The organism is Hoeflea sp. YIM 152468, from assembly GCF_029210485.1.
Classification (GTDB): domain Bacteria; phylum Pseudomonadota; class Alphaproteobacteria; order Rhizobiales; family Rhizobiaceae; genus Hoeflea.
The window spans coordinates 282,501-302,184 of sequence record NZ_JARGET010000011.1 but is presented as its reverse complement, the minus strand read 5'-3'; the positions used below and the strand labels follow the sequence as shown (position 1 = coordinate 302,184).

The 19,684-nt window shown below is 62.1% G+C and carries 21 protein-coding genes and 2 pseudogenes; 6 read left to right on the top strand and 17 right to left on the bottom strand.

Annotation, left to right across the window (positions count from 1 at the left end; all coding sequences use genetic code 11):
- Positions 1 to 172 precede the first annotated feature (172 nt).
- From PZ897_RS06595 to PZ897_RS06565, 7 genes are all read right to left on the bottom strand, one after another.
- On the bottom strand, positions 173 to 541 hold the full coding sequence (locus tag PZ897_RS06595) for a DUF1850 domain-containing protein (protein WP_275750993.1): 369 nt from the start codon (positions 539 to 541) through the stop codon (positions 173 to 175).
- Positions 542 to 2,647 (bottom strand): TRAP transporter permease, encoded by a 2,106-nt coding sequence (locus PZ897_RS06590; RefSeq protein ID WP_275750991.1) that lies wholly within the window; start codon positions 2,645 to 2,647, stop codon positions 542 to 544.
- Positions 2,648 to 2,743: 96 nt separating this feature from the next.
- The gene (locus PZ897_RS06585) at positions 2,744 to 3,700 is read right to left on the bottom strand and encodes a TAXI family TRAP transporter solute-binding subunit (protein ID WP_275750989.1); all 957 of its coding nucleotides are present in this window, start codon (positions 3,698 to 3,700) and stop codon (positions 2,744 to 2,746) included.
- Between the two features lie 250 nt (positions 3,701 to 3,950).
- A complete protein-coding gene (locus tag PZ897_RS06580) occupies positions 3,951 to 4,322 on the bottom strand; it encodes a VOC family protein (RefSeq protein WP_275750987.1) in 372 nt (123 codons plus the stop codon).
- A 2-nt stretch (positions 4,323 to 4,324) separates the two neighbouring features.
- On the bottom strand, positions 4,325 to 4,750 hold the full coding sequence (locus tag PZ897_RS06575; RefSeq protein ID WP_275750984.1) for a metalloregulator ArsR/SmtB family transcription factor: 426 nt from the start codon (positions 4,748 to 4,750) through the stop codon (positions 4,325 to 4,327).
- A complete protein-coding gene (locus tag PZ897_RS06570; protein WP_275750982.1) occupies positions 4,740 to 5,186 on the bottom strand; it encodes an SRPBCC family protein in 447 nt (148 codons plus the stop codon). The genes PZ897_RS06575 and PZ897_RS06570 overlap by 11 nt, the downstream gene beginning before the upstream one ends.
- A gap of 364 nt (positions 5,187 to 5,550) precedes the next feature.
- Positions 5,551 to 6,078, bottom strand: a complete 528-nt coding sequence (locus PZ897_RS06565; RefSeq protein ID WP_275750981.1) for a Crp/Fnr family transcriptional regulator — start codon at positions 6,076 to 6,078, stop codon at positions 5,551 to 5,553.
- A gap of 89 nt (positions 6,079 to 6,167) precedes the next feature.
- Between PZ897_RS06565 and PZ897_RS06560 the strand changes: the two genes are divergently transcribed.
- The gene (locus PZ897_RS06560; RefSeq protein WP_275750979.1) at positions 6,168 to 6,899 is read left to right on the top strand and encodes an SDR family NAD(P)-dependent oxidoreductase; all 732 of its coding nucleotides are present in this window, start codon (positions 6,168 to 6,170) and stop codon (positions 6,897 to 6,899) included.
- A gap of 4 nt (positions 6,900 to 6,903) precedes the next feature.
- Positions 6,904 to 7,563 carry a VTT domain-containing protein gene (locus tag PZ897_RS06555; protein WP_275750977.1) on the top strand — a complete coding sequence of 220 codons (660 nt, stop codon included), beginning with the start codon at positions 6,904 to 6,906 and terminating at the stop codon, positions 7,561 to 7,563.
- A gap of 38 nt (positions 7,564 to 7,601) precedes the next feature.
- Here the strand turns inward: PZ897_RS06555 and PZ897_RS06550 are convergent, their stop codons facing one another.
- From PZ897_RS06550 to paaG, 3 genes are read right to left on the bottom strand one after another with little or no spacing between them, the layout of a single operon-like run.
- Positions 7,602 to 8,216: a TetR/AcrR family transcriptional regulator gene (locus tag PZ897_RS06550; RefSeq protein ID WP_275750975.1), complete on the bottom strand. Its 615-nt coding sequence runs from the start codon at positions 8,214 to 8,216 to the stop codon at positions 7,602 to 7,604.
- Positions 8,217 to 8,220: 4 nt separating this feature from the next.
- Positions 8,221 to 8,397, bottom strand: coding sequence for a hypothetical protein (locus PZ897_RS06545; RefSeq protein ID WP_275750973.1), 177 nt, complete (start codon positions 8,395 to 8,397; stop codon positions 8,221 to 8,223).
- A 26-nt stretch (positions 8,398 to 8,423) separates the two neighbouring features.
- On the bottom strand, positions 8,424 to 9,215 hold the full coding sequence (gene paaG, locus PZ897_RS06540; protein WP_275750971.1) for a 2-(1,2-epoxy-1,2-dihydrophenyl)acetyl-CoA isomerase PaaG: 792 nt from the start codon (positions 9,213 to 9,215) through the stop codon (positions 8,424 to 8,426).
- 112 nt (positions 9,216 to 9,327) lie between these two features.
- Here paaG and PZ897_RS06535 point away from each other — a divergent pair, with 112 nt between their 5' ends.
- Positions 9,328 to 11,391, top strand: coding sequence for an FAD-dependent oxidoreductase (locus tag PZ897_RS06535; protein WP_275750969.1), 2,064 nt, complete (start codon positions 9,328 to 9,330; stop codon positions 11,389 to 11,391).
- A gap of 444 nt (positions 11,392 to 11,835) precedes the next feature.
- On the top strand, positions 11,836 to 12,717 hold the full coding sequence (locus tag PZ897_RS06530) for a DMT family transporter (RefSeq protein WP_275750968.1): 882 nt from the start codon (positions 11,836 to 11,838) through the stop codon (positions 12,715 to 12,717).
- A gap of 44 nt (positions 12,718 to 12,761) precedes the next feature.
- Here the strand turns inward: PZ897_RS06530 and PZ897_RS06525 are convergent, their stop codons facing one another.
- A complete protein-coding gene (locus PZ897_RS06525; protein ID WP_275750967.1) occupies positions 12,762 to 13,379 on the bottom strand; it encodes a ferric reductase-like transmembrane domain-containing protein in 618 nt (205 codons plus the stop codon).
- 5 nt (positions 13,380 to 13,384) lie between these two features.
- Entirely contained in the window at positions 13,385 to 13,879 is a 495-nt protein-coding gene (locus PZ897_RS06520; RefSeq protein ID WP_275750966.1) for a twin-arginine translocation pathway signal, read from the bottom strand.
- 243 nt (positions 13,880 to 14,122) lie between these two features.
- Here PZ897_RS06520 and yghX point away from each other — a divergent pair.
- Positions 14,123 to 15,011: pseudogene (gene yghX / locus PZ897_RS06515) on the top strand (YghX family hydrolase).
- 166 nt (positions 15,012 to 15,177) lie between these two features.
- On the opposite strand, the pseudogene PZ897_RS06510 reads toward yghX, so the two are convergent.
- The 5 genes and pseudogenes from PZ897_RS06510 to PZ897_RS06490 all read right to left on the bottom strand — a co-directional run.
- Positions 15,178 to 15,348: pseudogene (locus PZ897_RS06510) on the bottom strand (FAD-dependent oxidoreductase); the annotation flags it as partial.
- A gap of 5 nt (positions 15,349 to 15,353) precedes the next feature.
- Positions 15,354 to 15,800: a type II toxin-antitoxin system VapC family toxin gene (locus PZ897_RS06505; protein WP_275750964.1), complete on the bottom strand. Its 447-nt coding sequence runs from the start codon at positions 15,798 to 15,800 to the stop codon at positions 15,354 to 15,356.
- Entirely contained in the window at positions 15,797 to 16,063 is a 267-nt protein-coding gene (locus tag PZ897_RS06500; protein WP_275750963.1) for a type II toxin-antitoxin system Phd/YefM family antitoxin, read from the bottom strand. The genes PZ897_RS06505 and PZ897_RS06500 overlap by 4 nt, the downstream gene beginning before the upstream one ends.
- Positions 16,064 to 16,277: 214 nt before the next feature.
- A complete protein-coding gene (locus PZ897_RS06495; protein ID WP_275750961.1) occupies positions 16,278 to 17,534 on the bottom strand; it encodes a D-amino acid dehydrogenase in 1,257 nt (418 codons plus the stop codon).
- A gap of 122 nt (positions 17,535 to 17,656) precedes the next feature.
- Positions 17,657 to 18,562, bottom strand: coding sequence for a LysR family transcriptional regulator (locus PZ897_RS06490; RefSeq protein WP_275750959.1), 906 nt, complete (start codon positions 18,560 to 18,562; stop codon positions 17,657 to 17,659).
- A 119-nt stretch (positions 18,563 to 18,681) separates the two neighbouring features.
- Between PZ897_RS06490 and PZ897_RS06485 the strand changes: the two genes are divergently transcribed.
- Entirely contained in the window at positions 18,682 to 19,461 is a 780-nt protein-coding gene (locus PZ897_RS06485; protein ID WP_275750957.1) for a 2OG-Fe(II) oxygenase, read from the top strand.
- The last annotated feature ends 223 nt before the right edge of the window (positions 19,462 to 19,684 follow it).

Genomic DNA, 19,684 nt, shown 5'->3' with positions numbered 1-19,684 from the left:
GCACGGTAACGGACAATCTGCCCCAGGTACCGTCTTATCGTCGCGATGAGATCATATACCGCATCCGTGCCAGGGCTTCTGTTGCAACGCTCGATTTTTTGTCAGGCGCTCAAGCAAATCCGCGAGCCTCTGCCCTCAACACCCCGAGCGCCGGACAAGATGCCATCAGCCGTCAGGGCACGCACGGTTTGATCCGCACCGGACCGCCCGCATCGGCGCCCAGACTTGTGCAGCCACCCGGATGGCACAGGTCCCAGGCCGACACCGTGGCGCCGGAAGCGGCCAGCACCAGTTCGGGCACCAGCGGAACCTTGGGGGTCCACAGCCACCAGCCATCCACAAGCTGCGCGCCCTCGCCCGGATCCATGCCCGCGCCCGACCCCTTGACCCGCGCCTGGGTCAGTTCCAGCCCCTCTGGTCTCACCCGCCAATCCTCACGCCACTCGGTCTTTTCCACCGAATGGGTCCAGGACAGGCTGAAGATCCCGGTGGCAATCACCATCGTCTTGCCGGCGGCTGCGACACACAGCGCAAGCCCCATCTAGGCCAGCACTTCGCGAGAGCGCATCCGCCGATAGGCCAGCAAGGCGAAGGCGGCCGCCAGCGCAAAGCCGATCTCGTCGGTCAGCGGCAGGGAGGCAATCAGGGTGAAAGCCGCCACCATCGCCAGTGCCCTGAGCAGCCAGCCGAGTGGTCCGCCAAGGAAGCCGATCACCGCAGCGCCCCACAGCCCGATCGCCAGTGTGGTCTTGACCACCACATAGATGACTGCAGGCACGTAGCCGATCTGGGCTGCCAGCGGCCCGCCATCCTGCAGCATCAGCGCCGGCGTGTAGACCGCCATGAACGGGATCACGAAGCCTGCGGCGGCCACCTTGATCGCCTCCATCGAGATCTTCAGCCCGTTCTCCTTGGCGATCGGGGCTGCGGCGAAGCAGGCCAGCGCCACCGGCGGCGTCAGATCAGCCAGAATGCCGAAATAGAACACGAACATGTGGCTGACGATCAGCGGCACACCAAGTTCCAACAGCGCCGGCCCGGCAATCGACGAGGTGATGATGTAGTTGGGGATCGTCGGAATCCCCATGCCCAGCACGATGCAGGTGATCATCGTCAGCACCAGCGACAGGAACAGGCTGTCCTGGCCGACCGCCACAATGAACTGGCCGAAGGTGTTGGCAGCTCCGGTCAAAGTCATGGTGCCGATGATGATGCCGACGACGGCACAGGCCACCCCAACCGGCAGCGCCGTCTTGGCTCCGTCCGCAAGCGAATCCCGGCAGATGGCAAGCGTTTCGCGCCCGCCCTTGGACAGCGCGTTCCAGCCGATCAGCAGCAGCACCGCAGCCATGACCACCATGATGCCGAATTGCAGGAACGCTGCCGCCACCAGCCCCAGCCCGATCCAGAAGATCGTCCTGATGGCGCCTGCCGGCAGCCCCAGGGCAACCGATCCGCCGAGGATCAGCAGCACGGTGAGCGCCAGCCCGACGGTTCCGGCAAACAACGGCGTGTAGCCCGAAAACAGCAGATAGATCAGCATCAGCAGCGGCAGCACCAGGAACCATTGTTGCTTCAGCGCCTTCATCGGTGACGGCAGTTCGTCCACCGGCAGGCCGACGAGATTGTGTTTGCCCGCTTCCAGATGCACCATCCAGAAGGCTGAGGCAAAATAGAGCACGGCCGGAATGATCGCCGCCTGCACCACTTCGTAATATTCGACACCCAGTGTCTCGGCCATGATGAAGGCCACCGCCCCCATTACCGGCGGCATCAGTTGCCCGCCCATTGACGACGTTGATTCCACCCCTCCGGCAAAGGCCGAGCGGTAGCCGAATTTCTTCATCAGCGGGATGGTGAACTGTCCGGTGGTCACCACATTGGCGACGCCCGACCCGGAGATTGTGCCCATCAGCCCCGACGAAATCACCGACACCTTGGCCGCACCGCCGCGCTTGTGGCCGACAAGCCCGAGCGACACATCGGTGAACAGCTGGATCATGCCGGCCTTTTCCAGAAATGAGCCGAACAGGATGAACAGGAAGATGAAGCTCGACGAGACATAGATCGGAATCCCGTAGATCCCTTCGGTGCCGTAAGCCATGTGATCGATGACCTGGGCAAAATCATACCCGCGATGATCAAACGGCGCCGGCAGATACTCGCCGAACAGGCAGTAGGCCAGAAACGCGCCGGAAATGATCGGCAGCGCCGGGCCCATGATCACCCAAGCGGCGGCAAACACTGTCGCGAGTGCGATCACGCCGAGCACGATATCACGCTGCAGCGGATCGCCGGCGCGCAACAGCAGTTCGGTGTATTCATACCATTGATAGACCGCGACGACGACGCCGAGCCCGGCCGCGATCCAGGCGGCGGTGCGGACCGCCGGACCGGAATTGCGCGCCAGCGCAACCAGCGGAAACGTCAGAAGCATCAGAAAGCCGACATGAATGGCCCGCACGATCTGGCTGGCAAAATCGACAATATGGGCTGCCGTGGCGATCTGGAAAACCGAAAACACCACCGCGATCCAGAACAGCAGCCGCCCTTCCCGGCTCGCCGGAAAGCTCTTTGCCAGCGGATCGTGCAATCCCAGATCAGCATTGCCCTCCGGAACCTGATGCGGCGTCTGGTCATGAAGCATGCGATGTTCTCCCCCAAAACACGGGCTTTCCGTGGCGGTGCCCTTGCAAGGAACCGCCACGGTCAAGTCTTGTTCGTCCGAACTTTTGGTCCGGTCTTACATCATGCCCTTTTCCTTGTAGTAGCGTTCAGCGCCCGGATGCAGCGGCAGCGGCATGCCGTTCATGGCGTTTTCCAGCTTGATCTGGGCGGCGGCATTGTGCGCGGCTTCGAGATCGGGAAGGTTTTCGAACAACTGCTTTGTCATCTCGTAGGCCAGATCATCACTGACATCGGAATGCGTCACCAGGAAGTTGACCACGGCCACGGTACCGACATCGCTGTCCTGGCCATTATAGGTGCCGGCCGGAATGGTCGCGGCGATGTAGGGCGCGCCAAGCGCTGTCACAACATCTTCAGGCACGGCCACCATTTGCACGTCGATCGAGGTCGACAGGTCCTTGATCGAGGACACGCCGAGGCCAGCCGACTGGAGCGTCGCGTCAAGCTGGCGGTTCTTGATCAGCTCGACCGATTCCGAAAACGGCAGGTACTCTGTCTTGGACAGGTCGTCATAGGTCATGCCGGCAGCGTCGAAAATCTTGCGCGCGTTGAGTTCGGTACCCGACTTGGCTGCCCCCACCGACAGGCTCTTGCCCTTCAGGTCGGCAAAGTTGGTGATGCCCGATTCCTTTGACGCCACGATCTGGATGTAGTTGGGGTAGACGGCCGCAATGCCGCGGAGCTTGTCGAGCGGAGCCTTGAAACCTGCTTCCGCGTCGCCTTCCCAGGCCAGCTTGACCGAATCGCCCAGCGCCAGCGCCAGTTCACCCTTGCCCTGCTGCAGCAGGTTGAGATTTTCCACCGAAGCCTTGGTCGACTGCACCTGGGTGCGCACGCCGTCGATCTTCTCGGCATAGATCTTCGACAGGCCGACGCCGAGCGGGTAATAGACCCCGGAGGTGCCGCCGGTCAGGATGTTGACAAATTCGTCTGCCTTGGCGGGCGCCAGCGACAGACCCATGGCCGTTGCCGCCAGAAGGGTCACAAGGCTTCTTCGATTGATGCTGCTCATCAGGTTTTCCTCCACGTTCCGAAAAATGACTTGGCGGGGCTTGCTGCACCGCGATGATACTTTTTCCGCTTGTCGTCCGCACATCCAACCAGGCAATCGGAATATCCAGGGTTTCCGCACGGACCGGACCACCATAACTGTCAGTTTTTCAGCCGATGACAAGCAGTGATTGGCAAAATCCGGTCGTTTTTTCTCCGCAGCAGCAAATCCGGAACGCACAGGCCGGCAGCCGGTGCAGCACGCATGGAAATCAGTCCCAGGAGCCTTTGCGGGCGTCCACCAGATGAATGATCGAGGCAGGGCTGGTGATCCAGTATCCATCGAATTCCTTGCCCAGCGCCTCGATCTCGTCACATCTGACAACATTCGCGTCCGCAAGCTGTGTTGCGGCAGCGGCGGTGTCGTCGGTGATGATTTCAAGCCACAATTCGGCCTGGCTCATCGCGGCCACCTTGTCGATCCAGAGGTTGTTCGGTCCGAACTTGAAGCCGACCGCGTCACCACCTGGGCCGCCGACCGGTTCCAGCCCGAGAATGTCGCGGTAGAACCTCACGGTTGCATCATACTGGTGTGGCGGAACCTTCATGGCGATGTTCTTGCCGCCCATAAATTTCACAGGCATTTTCAATCCTCCCTGGTCTGCTTCGAGGTCTCGGCAGTGGTGCTGCTTGCTTCGGCAATGGCGGGCGCAGGATCGCTGCTTGCATCTGCATCGGCCAGATGCAGCTTCAGCCGCTCGAACGCATCGCCCCATTTCTCGCCAACAAGCGCCAGGAACGCGTTCGCCTCCTGCAGTTTTTCCCGCTCCAGACTGTAAAGCGTTTCCCGGCCGGATTTGCGTGACGAGACAAGGTTCGCATCAGTCAGCGTTTTCAGATGCTTGCTGACCGCCTGACGTGAAACGTCAACGCCCTCGCACAGCACCGACACAGACAGCGCATCGCCATTGTACAATCGTTCGACAAGCGCCAGCCGCCGTGGGTCGCCCAGCGCTGCAAATGTTGTGGCGAGATCAACGGTGACGACGGGTGGCGAAGCACTATTCCACATGGGATTTGATGTTTCCCATCTGGATCTTCCAGCCATGCTGGTTCTCGCGAAACGCCTGCAGGCGCCGGCTTTCCGGCAGCTTGTCGAAGCCGCTTTCGCGCACCGTCAGCCGGGTTCCCTCTCCACTGGCTTCCAGCGTGAACTCCACCAGCGTCACCTTGCTGGCGATGTCCGGGTCATCCGGACTGACGGTTTCGTGGTAGGGCCAGACAAAGCTGAAAAGTCTCGGCTCCTCGACATCTTTGACCCGCGCCCAGAACCGCAGCCCCTCAGCACCGGGATAGGTCACTTCACCGGTTGTGACCTTTCCGGCTTCAAACGGACCATCGAGTTTGAGGCGGAACCAGGTTCCAAATTCCTGTGCATCGGTCAGCGCTGTCCACACCCGCTCGACGGGTGCGTCCAGGACCACAGTGCGCTCTATGCTATCTGTCATGTGCAAACCCTCCTTTGCGTGCGCGATTTATGTCACGAAACCACCCAATAGGCAACTATATGGTTGCGTATTCATTCCACGTCAGAGCCGTCAAGCCTGAGAGACGTGCCGGTTTGCCGGCTTTGCCGGTGCCCGACAATGGCTGCAGCGGGGAAACAACCCCGAATGGGTGGACGACACCGCGTTCGCCAGTGTCACGGGTGACAATCGCGTGGCGACGGCATCTGTCTGGCCTGTAACACCCGCAGACCGCCCCCTCACATGACGTTTGAGCTGTCCCGCAGCCATCGCCCGGCACCTGGCCGGTCACCCGGCGTCAAGACTGAGTTCAGCCCCCATGTCGCCATAACCGCCGGCCGCTGGGTCAACCGGCCAGGCGTTTCTTGATCCGGCTCAGCCCCACAGGCGTAACCCCGAGATAACGGGCGATCTCGTTCTGCGTCACGAGCTTGAGCAGATCAGGCGTATTTTCGACAAGCCTCCTGTAGCGGTCCGCAGCCGATAGACACAGCAGTTCATACTCGCGGGCTTCCTTTTTCATCGCAAAACTCAGCAGCAAGTCCACCACGGCGGCCGAGATGGCGGGGTCGCTCCGGGCTGCCTGATACAATCTGCTGAACGGCAGCATCGTCAGATTGCATTGCCTGAGGCAAACAAGACTGAAGCTGCAGGATTTCTCGGCGTGGCTCGCCATCAGGCTGCCGATGTGGTTGCCCGGCAGGATAAAGGATTTGATGTGTTCCTTGCCGTCCGCCGACAGGTAATAGGCCTTCAACAATCCGGATTTGAGGAAGTACAGCGACGAATTCCGATCCCCCTGCCGGAACACATGCTGCCCCGGTTCTCTTGAAAGCGAGGTGCCGTTTTCTGCAATAAACGCGCCTAATTCCATAGGTTTTGACTTGGGTTAATTCCACGACCGAGATGGCTGCCTAGTTTGCACGAATATTGAACCTGAACCAGACGAGACGGGAATTATTCATGACCATTGTCGGCAAACACATCGTCCTAACCGGCGGCGCATCAGGGCTCGGGCTGGAGCTGTTGAAACAGCTTCACAATGAAAACGAAATCTCGGTCATTGCCCGCGCGTCCACCGGTCTGGACAATCTGCGCCGTTCGTTCGACGGCGTTCATGTCTATGAGGCGGATCTGGCCGATCTGCAATCGGTCGAGACAGCGGCTGATCTCCTGGTTCGCAGCGGCAAGAAAATTGACGTCCTGATCAACAACGCGGCCGTGCAATACACCCCGCACTTTCTCGCCGAAGACTTTCGCTATGAAACCATAAAGCGGGAGATCGATATCAATTTCACCTCGGTGTGCAGTCTCATCTACCTGTTGCTGCCCAACCTGCTGCAACCCAATCCGTCGATGATAGTCAACATCAACTCCGGCCTGGGCCTGGTGCCAAAGACCAGTTCGGCGGTTTACTGCGCCACCAAGGGCGCGCTGAACCTTCTGTCCAAATCGCTGGCCTATCAGCTTGAAAGCACCAACATCGAGGTCAAGCAGGTGTTCCTGCCCTTGCTTGACACGGCCATGACAAAAGGCAGGGGCGCGGCGAAAATATCCGCCGGGCAAGCTTCTGCTGAGATCATTGGCGGGATGCAGGAGCCCGGCGACACCATCGATGTCGGCAAGGTGAAGCTGCTGCGGCTGATCCTGCGCATCGCCCCCCGCCTTGCGCAAACCATCATGAAGGCAGGGTAAACCCATGAAACCACTGATCAAAGTGATGCTGTTTCTGGGGACAGCCTTCGCCCTAACCTTCATTCTGGGTCGTCTCTTCGGCCTCCTGACGGTCGAAAACGTCAGGCACTGGCTTGAACTGGCCGGACGTGTCGATCCGCTCTGGCTCGCAGGAACCGTGGTATTGCTGCTGTTTCTGGATTTGTTTGTCGCCGTCCCGACACTGACGATCACGATACTGGGCGGTTTCTTCCTGGGCTTTCCGGCCGGTGCCATCACCGCATTCGCCGGCATGTCGCTGGCCGCATTTTCAGGCTATGGCATCAGCCGGATCTGGGGCGACCGTGCGGTTTCGTTTCTGGTGCGCAACAAGGACGACCGGCTGGACATGGCGCGCACCTTCCGCCGCAATGGCCCCGCCATGATTGTCCTGTCCCGCGCTGCCCCGATTGTCCCCGAGGTTACGGCCTGCATGGCGGGCGCCACAAACATGCCTTTCGCGCAGTATATCGGCTATTTCAGCCTGAGCACGCTGCCCTATGTCACGATCGCATCCTATGCGGGTTCGATCAGTTCACCTCAAAGCCCGCAACCGGCCATCTACGCGGCGCTTGCACTCTACGCGGTCTTGTGGATCGGCTGGTATCTGTTCCGCCGGAACGCGCGGAAAGTCACCGAAAACTGAGCCCGGGTTTCCGATCCCCACACCCGGCCTGAGTTCTGTCAGCCTGCCGGCCTCGCACACACCGCCGGCAAGCCGCCGATCACCAGGTCCGCGACGATATCGGCATAGGCATCACGGTCAACCAGACTGCCGGGCTTGTGCCAGAGAAAATACCAGTTGAGCATGCCGAGCACCGACATCGCCACCGGCGAAACCAGGTCCGGCCGGGTTGAAAACCGCTCCGGCTCCAGCGCTTGCACGCTCTCAGAAAGGCAACACACCAGCCTGTGTTGCAGCGCATGCAGATGCATCTGATTGTCCGGTGGCAGCGACGCCAGCGCATCGAGTTGCACCTTGTGTTCGGCGTCGGAGTCGCGATAGGCGATGAGGATCGTCCGGATCAGCGCCCGCAGCCGCATCGGCGGAGATCGTGGCTCTGCCGCAACCGCTTCGACCACATCCACGAGTGCGCTCAGGTGCGAATCCAGAATGTCGAACAGCAGCGCGTCCTTGGACGGGTAATAATGGTAGATCAACGCCTTGGAGACGCCGCATGCTTGCGCCAGCCGGCCCATCGAGGCCCGGTCGAAGCCCTGCTCGGCAAAGAACGCCGCAGCGGTCCGCAAGATCGCGTCTCGCTTGGCCTCATGGTCCTTGGCAATGGTCCGGGCCACGCGCTCAGCTCCGGAGCCGGTGGTCTACCACGCGTTTGACCTTGCCTTCGGACCGCGCCACCTTGCCGGGCCCGGTTACGTTTGTGCGGGCGCTGATGCCGACAACATTCTTGAGCTGGCAACCCAAAACCATGTGCGACAACCGGCGAAATGCGGCAATGGCCGCGCCGTCCTGCCGCATGCCCCGCTCCTGATCGCAATGTCCCGTCATCGCGCGCCCCCGAACTTCGGCTCGCGTTTTTCAAGGAAAGCGCTGACGCCTTCTGCAAAGTCGGCGGAAAACCCGGCCTTGCGCTGGCTCTCGGCTTCAAGGTCAAGATGCGCATCGAGTTCCTGACCCGCGGCAGCCTGAATCAGGCTTTTCATCTGCCCCAGCCCGAAGGTCGGCCCTGCGGCCAGACGCGCGGCCAGCGCTTTCGCCTCGGTCATCAACTCGGCATCCTCGACAGCCCGCCAGATCATGCCCCAGTCGGCCGCCGTTTGCGCCGACACCGGATCGGCGGTCATGGCAATCGCCTTGGCCCGCGCTTCGCCGATCAGTCGCGGCAGCATCCAGCTGCCGCCGGCATCGGGAACGAGGCCGATCCGTGCAAAGGACTGGATGAAGGTCGCGCTGCGCGCCGCCAGCACGATATCGCAGGCCAGTGCCAGATTGGCCCCGGCGCCGGCTGCCACACCATTGACCGCACAGACAACCGGTTTTTCCAGCGCCCGGATGCGCCGGATCATCGGATTGTAAAGCCGGGTCAACGTCTCGCCGAGATCGGGGGGACCGGACATCTTAGCCGGATCGCGCGCCGTTAGATCCTGGCCGGCGTAAAAGCCGCGCCCCGCCCCGGTCAGCAGCACCGCCCGGCAGCGCGCATCATCCCGCGCCATGTCCAGACAGGCAGCCATCGCTGCATGCATGTCGTCGTTGAAGGCGTTCAGTCGGGCCGGCCGGTTCAGCGTGATTTCCAGCACGCCGCCGCTCCAGGAATGCAAGACCGCTTCACGCATAGGCAGGCTCCTCCAGAAAAATAAGGGTTGCATAGGCCGACCGGTTGGTCAATTAATAATCCACGGGTATTTCACCCCAAATTTCCCCAGGATTATCGCAGGAGCTGCCATCGTGACCATAGCCACCGCCACCCCGGAATCCGGTCCGGACGCCCCGGTCGTCAATGTGGTTATCACCGGCAGCCATGCGCTCGTCACGATCAACAATCCGCCGGTCAACGCGCTTTCGGTGCACGTGCGCAAGGGCCTGATGGACGCGCTGCACAGGGTCAACGAGGCCGGCTGCACCACTGCAGCTCTCGTCTGCAGCGGGCGCACATTTGTCGCCGGCGGCGACATCTCGGAATTTGCCGGGCCGCCGCCGCTGCCGCATCTGCCCGACGTGCTCGATGCCATCGAGGCCAGCACGACCCCCTTCATCGCCGTCATGCACGGCACCGTTCTGGGTGGCGGACTGGAACTGGCGCTGGCCTGTGCCTGGCGCATCGCCGATGAGAAGACACGCTTCGGCCTGCCGGAGGTCAATCTCGGCCTGATCCCCGGCGCCGGCGGCACCCAGCGCCTGCCCCGCGTCATCGGGCTGGAACGCGCCGCGCGCATGGCGGCCAACGGCAAGCCCGTCAGCGCCAGAACGTTTGAAGAGTTCGGCGGACTGGATCTGGTTTTCGACGGCGACCCGATGGCAGCGATTGCGTCGTTCCGCGATGCCCTGCCCGCCCGGCCCGCCAACACCTCGACCCGCCCGGTCGACGATGCGGACCTCACCGCACTGAAGGCGGAAATCACCAAATCGGCCAAGGGCTCAAACGCCCCGATGATCGCGCTCGAAACCACCGCACTCGCTGCCACCCTGCCCTTTGCGGAAGGCAGCAGGATCGAGCGCCAAACTCATCTTGACCTGCGCGACAGCGCCCAGTCGCGGGCGCTCAGGCGGCTGTTTTTCGCCAGCCGCTCGGTCACAAGGCCGGCCCGCCTGAAAGCCATCGAGCCTGCACCAGTCAATCATGTCGCCATCGTCGGCGGCGGCCTGATGGGCGCTGGCATTGCCGCCGCCAGTCTGGCCGCCGGCCACCGCGTCACCTTGCTCGAACGCGACACAGAGAGTGCCGAAGCCGGCCAGGCCCGCGTCGAGGCCATCATCGCCAGGGATCTGGCCTCCGGCCGCATCAGTGACGACAAGGCAGAGGCTCGCCGCGCGGCCTTCTCCGCCGGTGCCGATTACACCGCCGCCGCGGATGCCGACATCGCCATCGAAGCCGTGTTCGAGGATCCGGACGTCAAACGCGCCGTGTTCACAAAGCTCGCCGAGGTCATGTCCGAAGAGGCATTGATCGCCACCAATACGTCGTACCTCGATCCCAATCTGATCAGCGACGGCATGCCCGGCCCGGGCCGATTTCTCGGCCTGCATTTCTTCTCGCCTGCCAACATCATGAAGCTGGTCGAAGTCGTCGGCACCGCGGCCACGTCTGACCAGACCATGGCCACCGCCTTCGCCTTCGCCCGTGGTCTCGGCAAGATCCCGGTCGAAACCGGTGTCTGCGACGGCTTCATCGGCAACCGCATTCTCTCCGCCTATCGCCGCCAGGCCGATTACATGGTGGCCGATGGCGCGTCGCCCTACGCTGTCGACGAAGCCATGCACGGCCTCGGCATGCCGCTGGGGCCCTATGAATTGCAGGATCTGACCGGATTGCAGATCAGCTGGGCCAACCGCAAGCGCCAATTGGCAGCGGGCACCTGGCCCGGCCGCTATGTCGATATCGCCGACAAGCTCTGCGAGCTCGGCCGCCAGGGCCGCGGAAGTGCGGCAAGAAAGGGCTGGTACGATCACACCGAAATGGCCGGCACCCGCGATCCGGAGGTCGAGGCCATGGTTGTCGCCTGGCGCGTCGAACGCGGCATCACGCAGCAGACATTCACCACCGACGAGATCGTCATGCGGATCATGGCCGCCATCGTCAACGAGGCCCATCTGATCCTCGACGAAGGCATCGCCACCAGCGACACCGCCATCGATATCGTCTGGACCGAAGGCTACGGCTTCCCCAAGCATCTGGGTGGCCCGATGTTCTGGGCCGAAGAGACCGGCATGGACACAATCCGCGACGCCTTTGCCGCCATCGAGGCGCAAAGCCCCGGCTCCTGGAAAGCTGCAGACGTCTTCAAAAGCTAGCGCCACTGCACGCATGAGATTTGACCGACCGCCACCGCGAGGGAGAGAAACATGGGCTTGATCCATGTGCACAGCGATCTCGCCGCTCAGTGACGCGCAGCCGATGACGGCGTCCGCCCTGTCGCCCGCGCTGTCACCGGCGGTCCGGAAGCGTTCGACATCGCCGGCGCCGTCAAGAGACGGGGCGCCTTTGTGCCGCCGATGCTGTTTGCCTGCGACGATCCAGATGTGGCCGGCGCCGCGCACCCGGTCGAGGCTTGGCGCGGTGGCCGCCTCGATGCCCTTGCGCGACCCCGCCCATGCAGGGCAGCCCCGACACCATCTCGGCCATCACCGGCCTTGTGTCGCTCTCTTGATCCATGCCCGCCCCTTGCTCGCAAACTTCGCACTCGATTTTCCCCTTGATGCTGCTAGGCTCGCCGCGCCAACCTGGGGGTGACAATCTTGCTGCAGACACCGATCAAACCGCGCACCCACACCTCGGCGGGTATCCTGCTGATGTGCGTCGGTGTCGCCTGCCTGTGTGTCAATGATGCGCTGGCGAAAACCCTGACCGCGCATTACTCGCCGTTTCAGATCCAGTTTTTGCGCAATCTGATTGCCCTCCCCTTCGCCATCTTCATCGCCCACAGGATGGGTGGACGCGCGGCGTTGCGGTCCCACCGCCCCTTGGCGCATCTGATGCGCGGCGGGCTCTGGGTCGGCGCCACCTTCCTGTTTTTCACCTCCATCACCTATATGGGGCTTGCCGAAGCCACCGCACTGATCTTTGTCGCGCCGCTGTTCATCACCGCACTGTCCGCGCTGATCTTTCGCGAGACTGTCGGCTGGAAGCGCTGGCTCGCCGTTCTCATAGGCTTCGCCGGCGTGCTGATTGCGGTGCGGCCCGGCACATCCGCGTTTCAGACTGTTTCGCTGTTGCCGGTGGCGACCGCGTTTGTCTACGCGCTGCTGATGCTGTCGGCCCGCTTTGTCGACAGCCGCGAAAGCGTCTGGACGCTGCTCCTCTACATGACCGCAACCGGCGCGCTCATCAGCCTGTTCATCATGCCGTTCATCTGGACACCGGTCAGGCCATCGGATGTCTGGCTGTTTGCAGCCATCGCCATCTTCGGCACCGCCGGCATGACCATGATGACCCAGGCCTTCCGCCTGGCCCCCGCTGTGGTCGTCGCTCCCCTGGACTACTCCGCGATCATCTGGGCCACGCTTTTGGGCTGGCTGTTCTGGACCGAGATTCCGGATGCGCTGACCTTCGTCGGGGCTGCGGTGATCATCTCCAGCGGCGTATTCATCATCTGGCGGGAGCATAGGGTGGAGGGGTAGCAAGCCGGCATCCCTCCCCGACCCATGCCGCAAATCGATGCCCTTTAACGGCTGCCGCCGGCCCATCCCCACAGGCGGGCCACGACCTTGACCGTCACCGCAACAACCATCGCGCACAGCACGACCTTTGAAAGGAACTCCATCGTCCCCTCAATCAGCACCGCATGGACGACACTTGTGACCGCGATGACCAGTGCGAGCGACATATGCACATGACGCCATGCTCTTGGACGACACCGCAAACGGGGGCGGAAAACAGCAATAAGTGCAGTGCCAAAGACCGCCCACATGGCGATGACGCCCCAGGCGGAAAATGGCGTGGGTGATCGGAACAAAAGCGCATCGACAACATCCGGCGGACTGGTGATCCAGAGACCCGCCACATGGGCCACCACCGCCGCGACCAGCACACCACCGATCCAGCGATGCGCGCGCTTGCTCCGCACACTATTCATGTCCGGCAGAGAGCCCGCCGCAAGCAGCGGCTGAACAAGCAACACCGCCAAGGCGAAGACGCCTGCAAAGCCTGCTGCTATGTAGACCGGATCACGCCATGCCAGAAGCGGGCTCATCGCGGCAGCGCCGAGCGGCACGACAACGGCAATCGCCAGCACCACCCAGATGAGGGACTTGCGGGCCCTGCCAGACCGGCTTGGGCTCACTGGGCTCAGACCGCAGGCTGCAGAACAAAGTCCGCGCTCAGACTGGTCTCAGTCGGGCTCGCCATGACCGGGCGCAGGAAAACCGTCTCGAATTCATCGCCATCATAGGCCAGATGCCCGTGGGCCTGGCCAAAAGCTGGAACAATCTGCGGCATCTCGAGACGAAACGCTCCGTTTGCATCCGTCAGGGTCGCGCCATGGCTGTGCGGATCGCGCTCGTGCCCTTCCGTCGTGTGCGCCCAGACCTGTATCCGTTGACCAGCGAGCGGCACTCCGTCACCGGCACGGCGCACCGTGCCTGTCATCCAGAAGCCACCCCCGCCGATCCGGGCGACAATGGGCGCGCCGGGCAGGTAGTTGTTTGCTCCACCGCGCATTGTGGGCGTCGCCGCGAGGCCATTGGCCCGCGCTGGCACGAGCAGGCCGGGCATTCCGGCGCTCACAACTGCGCCGGCGGCAGCGGTCAGGAGCATGCGCCGGGTGGTGAGAGTGTCAGCCATGTTGATGCCTCCCAGAGTTCGATCCTCAACGCCAGGCAGCAAGTCGCTGCGTGTCTTCGAGATATTTGAACACAGAATTGGGGCGATGGAAGTGACGTTCAAGCATACTCACGACTTCGTGATGCTTTACCTATACCAGTAGACGGTATGTTGTTGCCGCTCTTGCGGGTCAGATGCTCGGCCACTGCATGATCCTGTCAATTGCCTCACTTCAAACTGGTTCAAGAACGGAGGTCCATCCCGATGACACGTTTAACCGCCAAAGATTTCGATCCGAAACTGCTCGAACTGTATGATTTTTATGCCCACGGGATCATCACCAAACGTCAGTTCCTGGAAGGTGCGGCGAAGTTTGCCGTCGCCGGAATGACCGCCACGACCATCCTGGGCATGATGTCTCCTGACTATGCGCTGGCTGAACAGGTTTCATTCAACGATCCTGATATTCTGCCTGAATACATCCTGTACCCGTCGCCAAACGGGCACGGGGAGGTCCGTGGATATATGGTGCGGCCTGCTGGCGTTGAGGAAAAAATTGCCTGCGGTCGTTGTGGTCCATGAGAACCGGGGGTTAAACCCCTATATCGAGGACGTCGCACGCCGTCTGGCAAAGGCCGGCTTCATGGCGATCGCGCCCGACGGGCTGACGTCGGTGGGCGGCTACCCGGGAAATGATGCCGAAGGCCGTGAGCTTCAGCGCACCGTCGACGGCGAAAAGCTCATGAACGACTTCTTCGCCGCGGTTGAGTTCATGATGGCCCATGACGGCTCAACCGGCAATGTTGGCATCACCGGCTTCTGCTACGGGGGCGGCGTCGCCAATGCGGCTGCGGTCGCCTATCCGGAGCTCAAGGCGGCTGTCCCATATTATGGCCGTCAGCCAGCCGCCGAAGACGTCCCGAAAATCCAGGCGTCCCTGCTGATCCACTATGGCGAGCTGGATGAACGCGTCAACGCCGGTTGGCCTGCCTATGAAGCGGCTCTGATTGCCCATGACAAGGATTACCAGGCGTTCATCTACGAAGGTGCACACCATGGCTTCCACAATGACAGCACCCCACGCTACGACGAAGCCATGGCCAAGCTGTCCTGGGATCGAACCCTGGCCCACTTCAAGACCCACCTGGAATAGAGACGGGAGGGGGTGAGCCGCCCATGGAACGGACTGCCTGCTCCACGCCTGTAGAACCGCAACCTGATGACAGCCAATCCCGGCACCCGCAGCCTATTGGCCTGACCAGATGATGCGGCGATGGCTGCGCGTACCCGGGAGCCAAAATCCTGCCAAGTGTGCCGCCTCAGCCGTAGCGCTCCGCTGTCAGTCCCTCGATCGAGATCTCCGGCTGCTTGCCCAGCACCAGGTCCGCCACCGCCCGGCTGGAGCCGCAGGCCATGGTCCAGCCCAGCGTGCCGTGACCGGTGTTGAGATAGAGATTGTCGTAACGCGAGGCCCCGAGGACCGGTTGCCCGCCCCTCACCCAGCAATCTCCTCCACTCCCGTCACCGCAATCCCGAACGGTTCGAAATGTTTCACATTCCGCGTCACCAGCACCAGCCCGTGATGGTGCGCCGTGCCGGCGATCATGGCGTCTGACGCACCGGAATTGAAACCGAGGGAAACCGCTTTTGCTTCCAACTCGCCCGAGATCTGCGCCACCTCGCCATCCACGGCCAGAATGACATCGGCGTGCTGCATGACCAGCGCCCGCAGCCAGTTTGCCAGCGGCCGCGCCTTCCGGGTTGCGCCCCGGCGTTCCAGAAGCCGCACGCCTTTCTCAAGCTCGTGGATCGACACGCAGGACAGATACAACTGCCCTAACCTGTCGCATTCTTCAGCCCAGGACGCAAAACCGTCCGGCACGCGAGTTCGTCCCGGCGCCAGCAGCGAGATCACGTTTGTGTCGAGCAGATAGCCATTCACAACTCAATCTCGCGGGAGGGAGTCCGGTTGCGGGCAAACACCGCATCGTCGGGATCGACACCAGTTGGGAACTGCTTGAGATGCGCGAGAAGACTTGGCCTGCCCTTGCCGAGTTCGCGTTTGGCCGCCTCCGCCGCCTCGACACTGACCAGCACCGCCGCAGGCTTGCCGTGGCGGGTAATGGTCACGAACACACCGGACGCAGCCTCGTCAACCAGGCCGGACAGACCAGTCTTGGCGTCTTTCACACCCACACTCGACATCGAGCCATCTCCAATTGTAACCACATAGGACCACAATATAGGGCCAACCGACGCTTCCTGCAATCATATGTCGATGGCCGCGCGCTTGGCCCTGCACCGAAGCAACCCTGCTCGCGATTACCCGGTCGCTGGCAGCTTTTCTCGGCCCCGCCGGAGCGCGTACAGAAAAGACCCTGCAAGCCACGCCCGAATGGGTGTACACCCGAACGGGTGCTCAGCCATAGCGCTCCGCTGTCAGCCCCTCGAACGAAATCTCCGGCTGCTTGCCCAGCACCAGGTCCGCCACCGCCCGGCTGGAGCCGCAGGCCATGGTCCAGCCCAGCGTGCCGTGACCGGTGTTGAGGTAGAGATTGTCGTAGCGCGAGGCCCCGAGCACCGGCGTGCCGTCCGGTGTCATCGGCCGCAGCCCGGTCCAGCCTTCCGCCTTGGAGATGTCACCGCCCTTGGGGAACAGGTCGGAAATCACGTGCTTGACCGTGTCGGTGGCATGCGGGCCGAGGCGGTTGGAATAGCCGGCGATCTCGGCGGTGCCGGCAACGCGGATGCGGTCGCCGAGCCGTGTGATCGCCACCTTGTGGGTCTCGTCCATGATGGTCGATTGCGGCGCATACGCATCCTCGTTCACCGGCAGCGTCACCGAATAGCCCTTGACCGGATAGACCGGCAGATTGACGCCGATCGGCTTCAACAGCCGCGGGCCATAGCTGCCAAGCGCACAGACATAGGCGTCGCCGGTAATCCGCCCGGCAATTTCGGTGTCCACCCCGGCGATCCTGCCGTCTTCGACCGCAATGGAACGGATCGACTGGCCATACTGGAACTCGACCCCCATCTCGGCGCATTTTTCTGCCAGCGCCATGGTGAACATGCGGCAATCGCCGGTGCGGTCGGCGGTCAGTTGCAGCCCGCCGACGAACTTGTCGCGCACTTCAGCGAGCGCCGGCTCGGCGGCGATGCAGCCGTCGCGGTCGAGCACCTCGTAGGGCGATTCGAACTCGGCCAGAATTTCCTGATCAGCCTTTGAATCCTTGAGCTGCTTGGCGGTGCGGAACAGTTGCAGCGTGCCCTGCGCGCGGCCGTCATAGTCGATGCCGGTTTCCGCGATCAGATCCGGCATCACGTCGCGCGAATAGTTGGAAATCCGCACCATCCGGCTCTTGTTGATGCGGTAGCTCGCCTCATTGCAGTTGGCGAGCATCTGCAGCCCCCACTTCCACATGGTCGGGCTGATCAGCGGCCAGATGAACAGCGGTCTGCGCTTCATGAACAGCCATTTGATCGCCTTCAGCGGCACGCCGGGAGCGGCCCAGGGCGACGTCATGCCGTAGCTCAGTTCGCCTGCATTGGCATAGCTCGCCTCAAGCCCCGGCCCGGGCTGCCGGTCCAGCACCACAACTTGCGCTCCGCCCTTGGCCAGATAGTAGGCAGTGGTGACGCCGATCACGCCAGCCCCCATAACGACAACTCTCATAACTTGCAGCCCCTTCCGGCTTGTCCCGCACACTCGTCGACCAAAGCCTAGCCGATCCCGAGGCAAATCGCCAATGCCGCAAACGTCGCAATTCCGCCACGAAACGACACCCCTCACCCGGCCTAGAGCCCGGTGAACACGCGCGCGCAATGATCGACGAAAGGCACCGTCAAGGCACCCGGGGCATGGTCGAGATTGTGCGCGATCACGATCGGCATCGGCGGCAGGTTTTCCTCAAGCTCGACCGGCACCACCTCGCCGCCGTCATAGGTCTGATTTGACAGCGGGCGCATGGCCAGCAGCGAAACGCCCAGTCCATTGGCAACGCTGCACCTGACCGATTCGATCGATGCGGAGCGAAACGCGATGCGCGGATTGATGCCGTGGTGTGAAAAGATCGAGAAGAAGTACTCCCGGCTCCGTGGCGCATCAAACAGGATGTAATCTTCCGACGCGATCTCTCTCAAGGATACCGTGGGCCTCTGCGCCAACCGGTGGTCGCACGACACGATGAGATAGGGTTGGGCCGCTGTCAGCGCCCGCCAGCCAAACAGGTCCGGATCCAGCCCCAGATCATACATGATCGCCAGGTCGAGCTCGTTGCGGCCGAGCGCGCCAATCAGCTCGTCCTGCAGCATCTCCTTGACCTCGAGAACGACGCCCGGCGCCAGATCCCGGTAGCCACGCACAATCCGCGCCAGGCAGAACGGCGCGATTGATTGGAAACAGCCAAGCCGGATTGTGCCGGACCGGTTGTCAGCGATGCCTTCGATGGCCCGCTCGACCCGGTCCGCACTTGCCAGCAAGTCCTCGGCGTGGCGCAGGAACTCGATTCCCTGCGCCGTCAGCACCATGCCGCGCGCATGCAGGCGCCGGAACAGCACAAGCCCGCTCACGTCCTCGAGCTTTCTGATCGCCTGGGCCACCGCCGGCTGGGAAATTCCGACGGCCCGCGCCGCAGAGGCGAGCCCGCCGGTTTGCGCCACAGCCCGGAAATAGATGCATTGCCGTAGGGTGATCTTGCTCATGGCTTCTTGTAAGGAAAGTTTTTCTTTTTCAAAAGCATCAATTATACAATTTTTTCAATTCTTCCAGGCGGTGTACTGCTGATCAGGCCATCACTCAAACCTGTTAACGAGGACAGATCATGGACTTGAATCAGATTGTAGACTTGACCACCTATCCCATTGAAAGTGCTGATTTTCGCGCCACCTGCCGCAAGACCTACGAAGACCACGGCATTCTGGTGATGCCGCACTTCGTCACCCGACCGGCAATCGAGGCAATTCAGGCCGAGGGGCGCGAGAATGAAGACAAGGTTTTTGCCAGCACCGCCAAACACACGGTCTATCTCAGCCCGCAAGATCCGGCCTATCCCGCAGATCACCCGCGCAACCGGCTTGTCGTGTCGTCAAAAGGCTGCATTACCGATGATCTGATGCCGCAGGAATCCGCGCTCAGAACGCTCTACAACGCGCCGGAATTTCGCGCCTTTCTCTGCGACGTCCTTGGCGAGACGGCGCTTTATGCCTACGCCGATCCCTTGTCATCGATAAACCTTCACTTTGCCGGCAAAGGCCAGGAGCTCGGCTGGCATTTTGACAACTCGTCCTTCGCGATAACGCTGATGGTGCAGCCTCCCGAACGCGGCGGTCAGTTCGAATATGTCAATGCCGTGCGCGATGCCGATGCGGGCGAAATGAATTTCGACGCCGTCGCCGACATTCTCGATGGCCGCACCGAAGTCGAGCAGTTAAGTGCCGAAGCGGGCACGCTTGTGTTCTTCCGCGGCCGCAATTCGATGCACCGGGTCGCACCCAATGAGGGGGACCGCACCCGCATGCTTGCCGTGCTGGCCTACAACACCGAGCCGGACGTCTCGCTCTCCGAAGCCGCCCGCATGACGTTTTATGGCCGAACCGGCTGAGAGCGGTCCACCAGCGGACGTGATGAGATCGGAGCTCGGTCGGCCCTGGCACTGAGAGCAGCGGGCGCCTGACCGGCACCTTCGGCCGGCCGCAGCCGGAAAGAACAGTGCAGCCAAGGCAGCGCGGCCAGAACGGTGCAGTATGGTGCCGTGTCTGTCGGCGATGCGTTTTAGACGGCAGTGCCGCCATGCAGTCCGGCGCAGATCAGGCAGATCTGCGCCG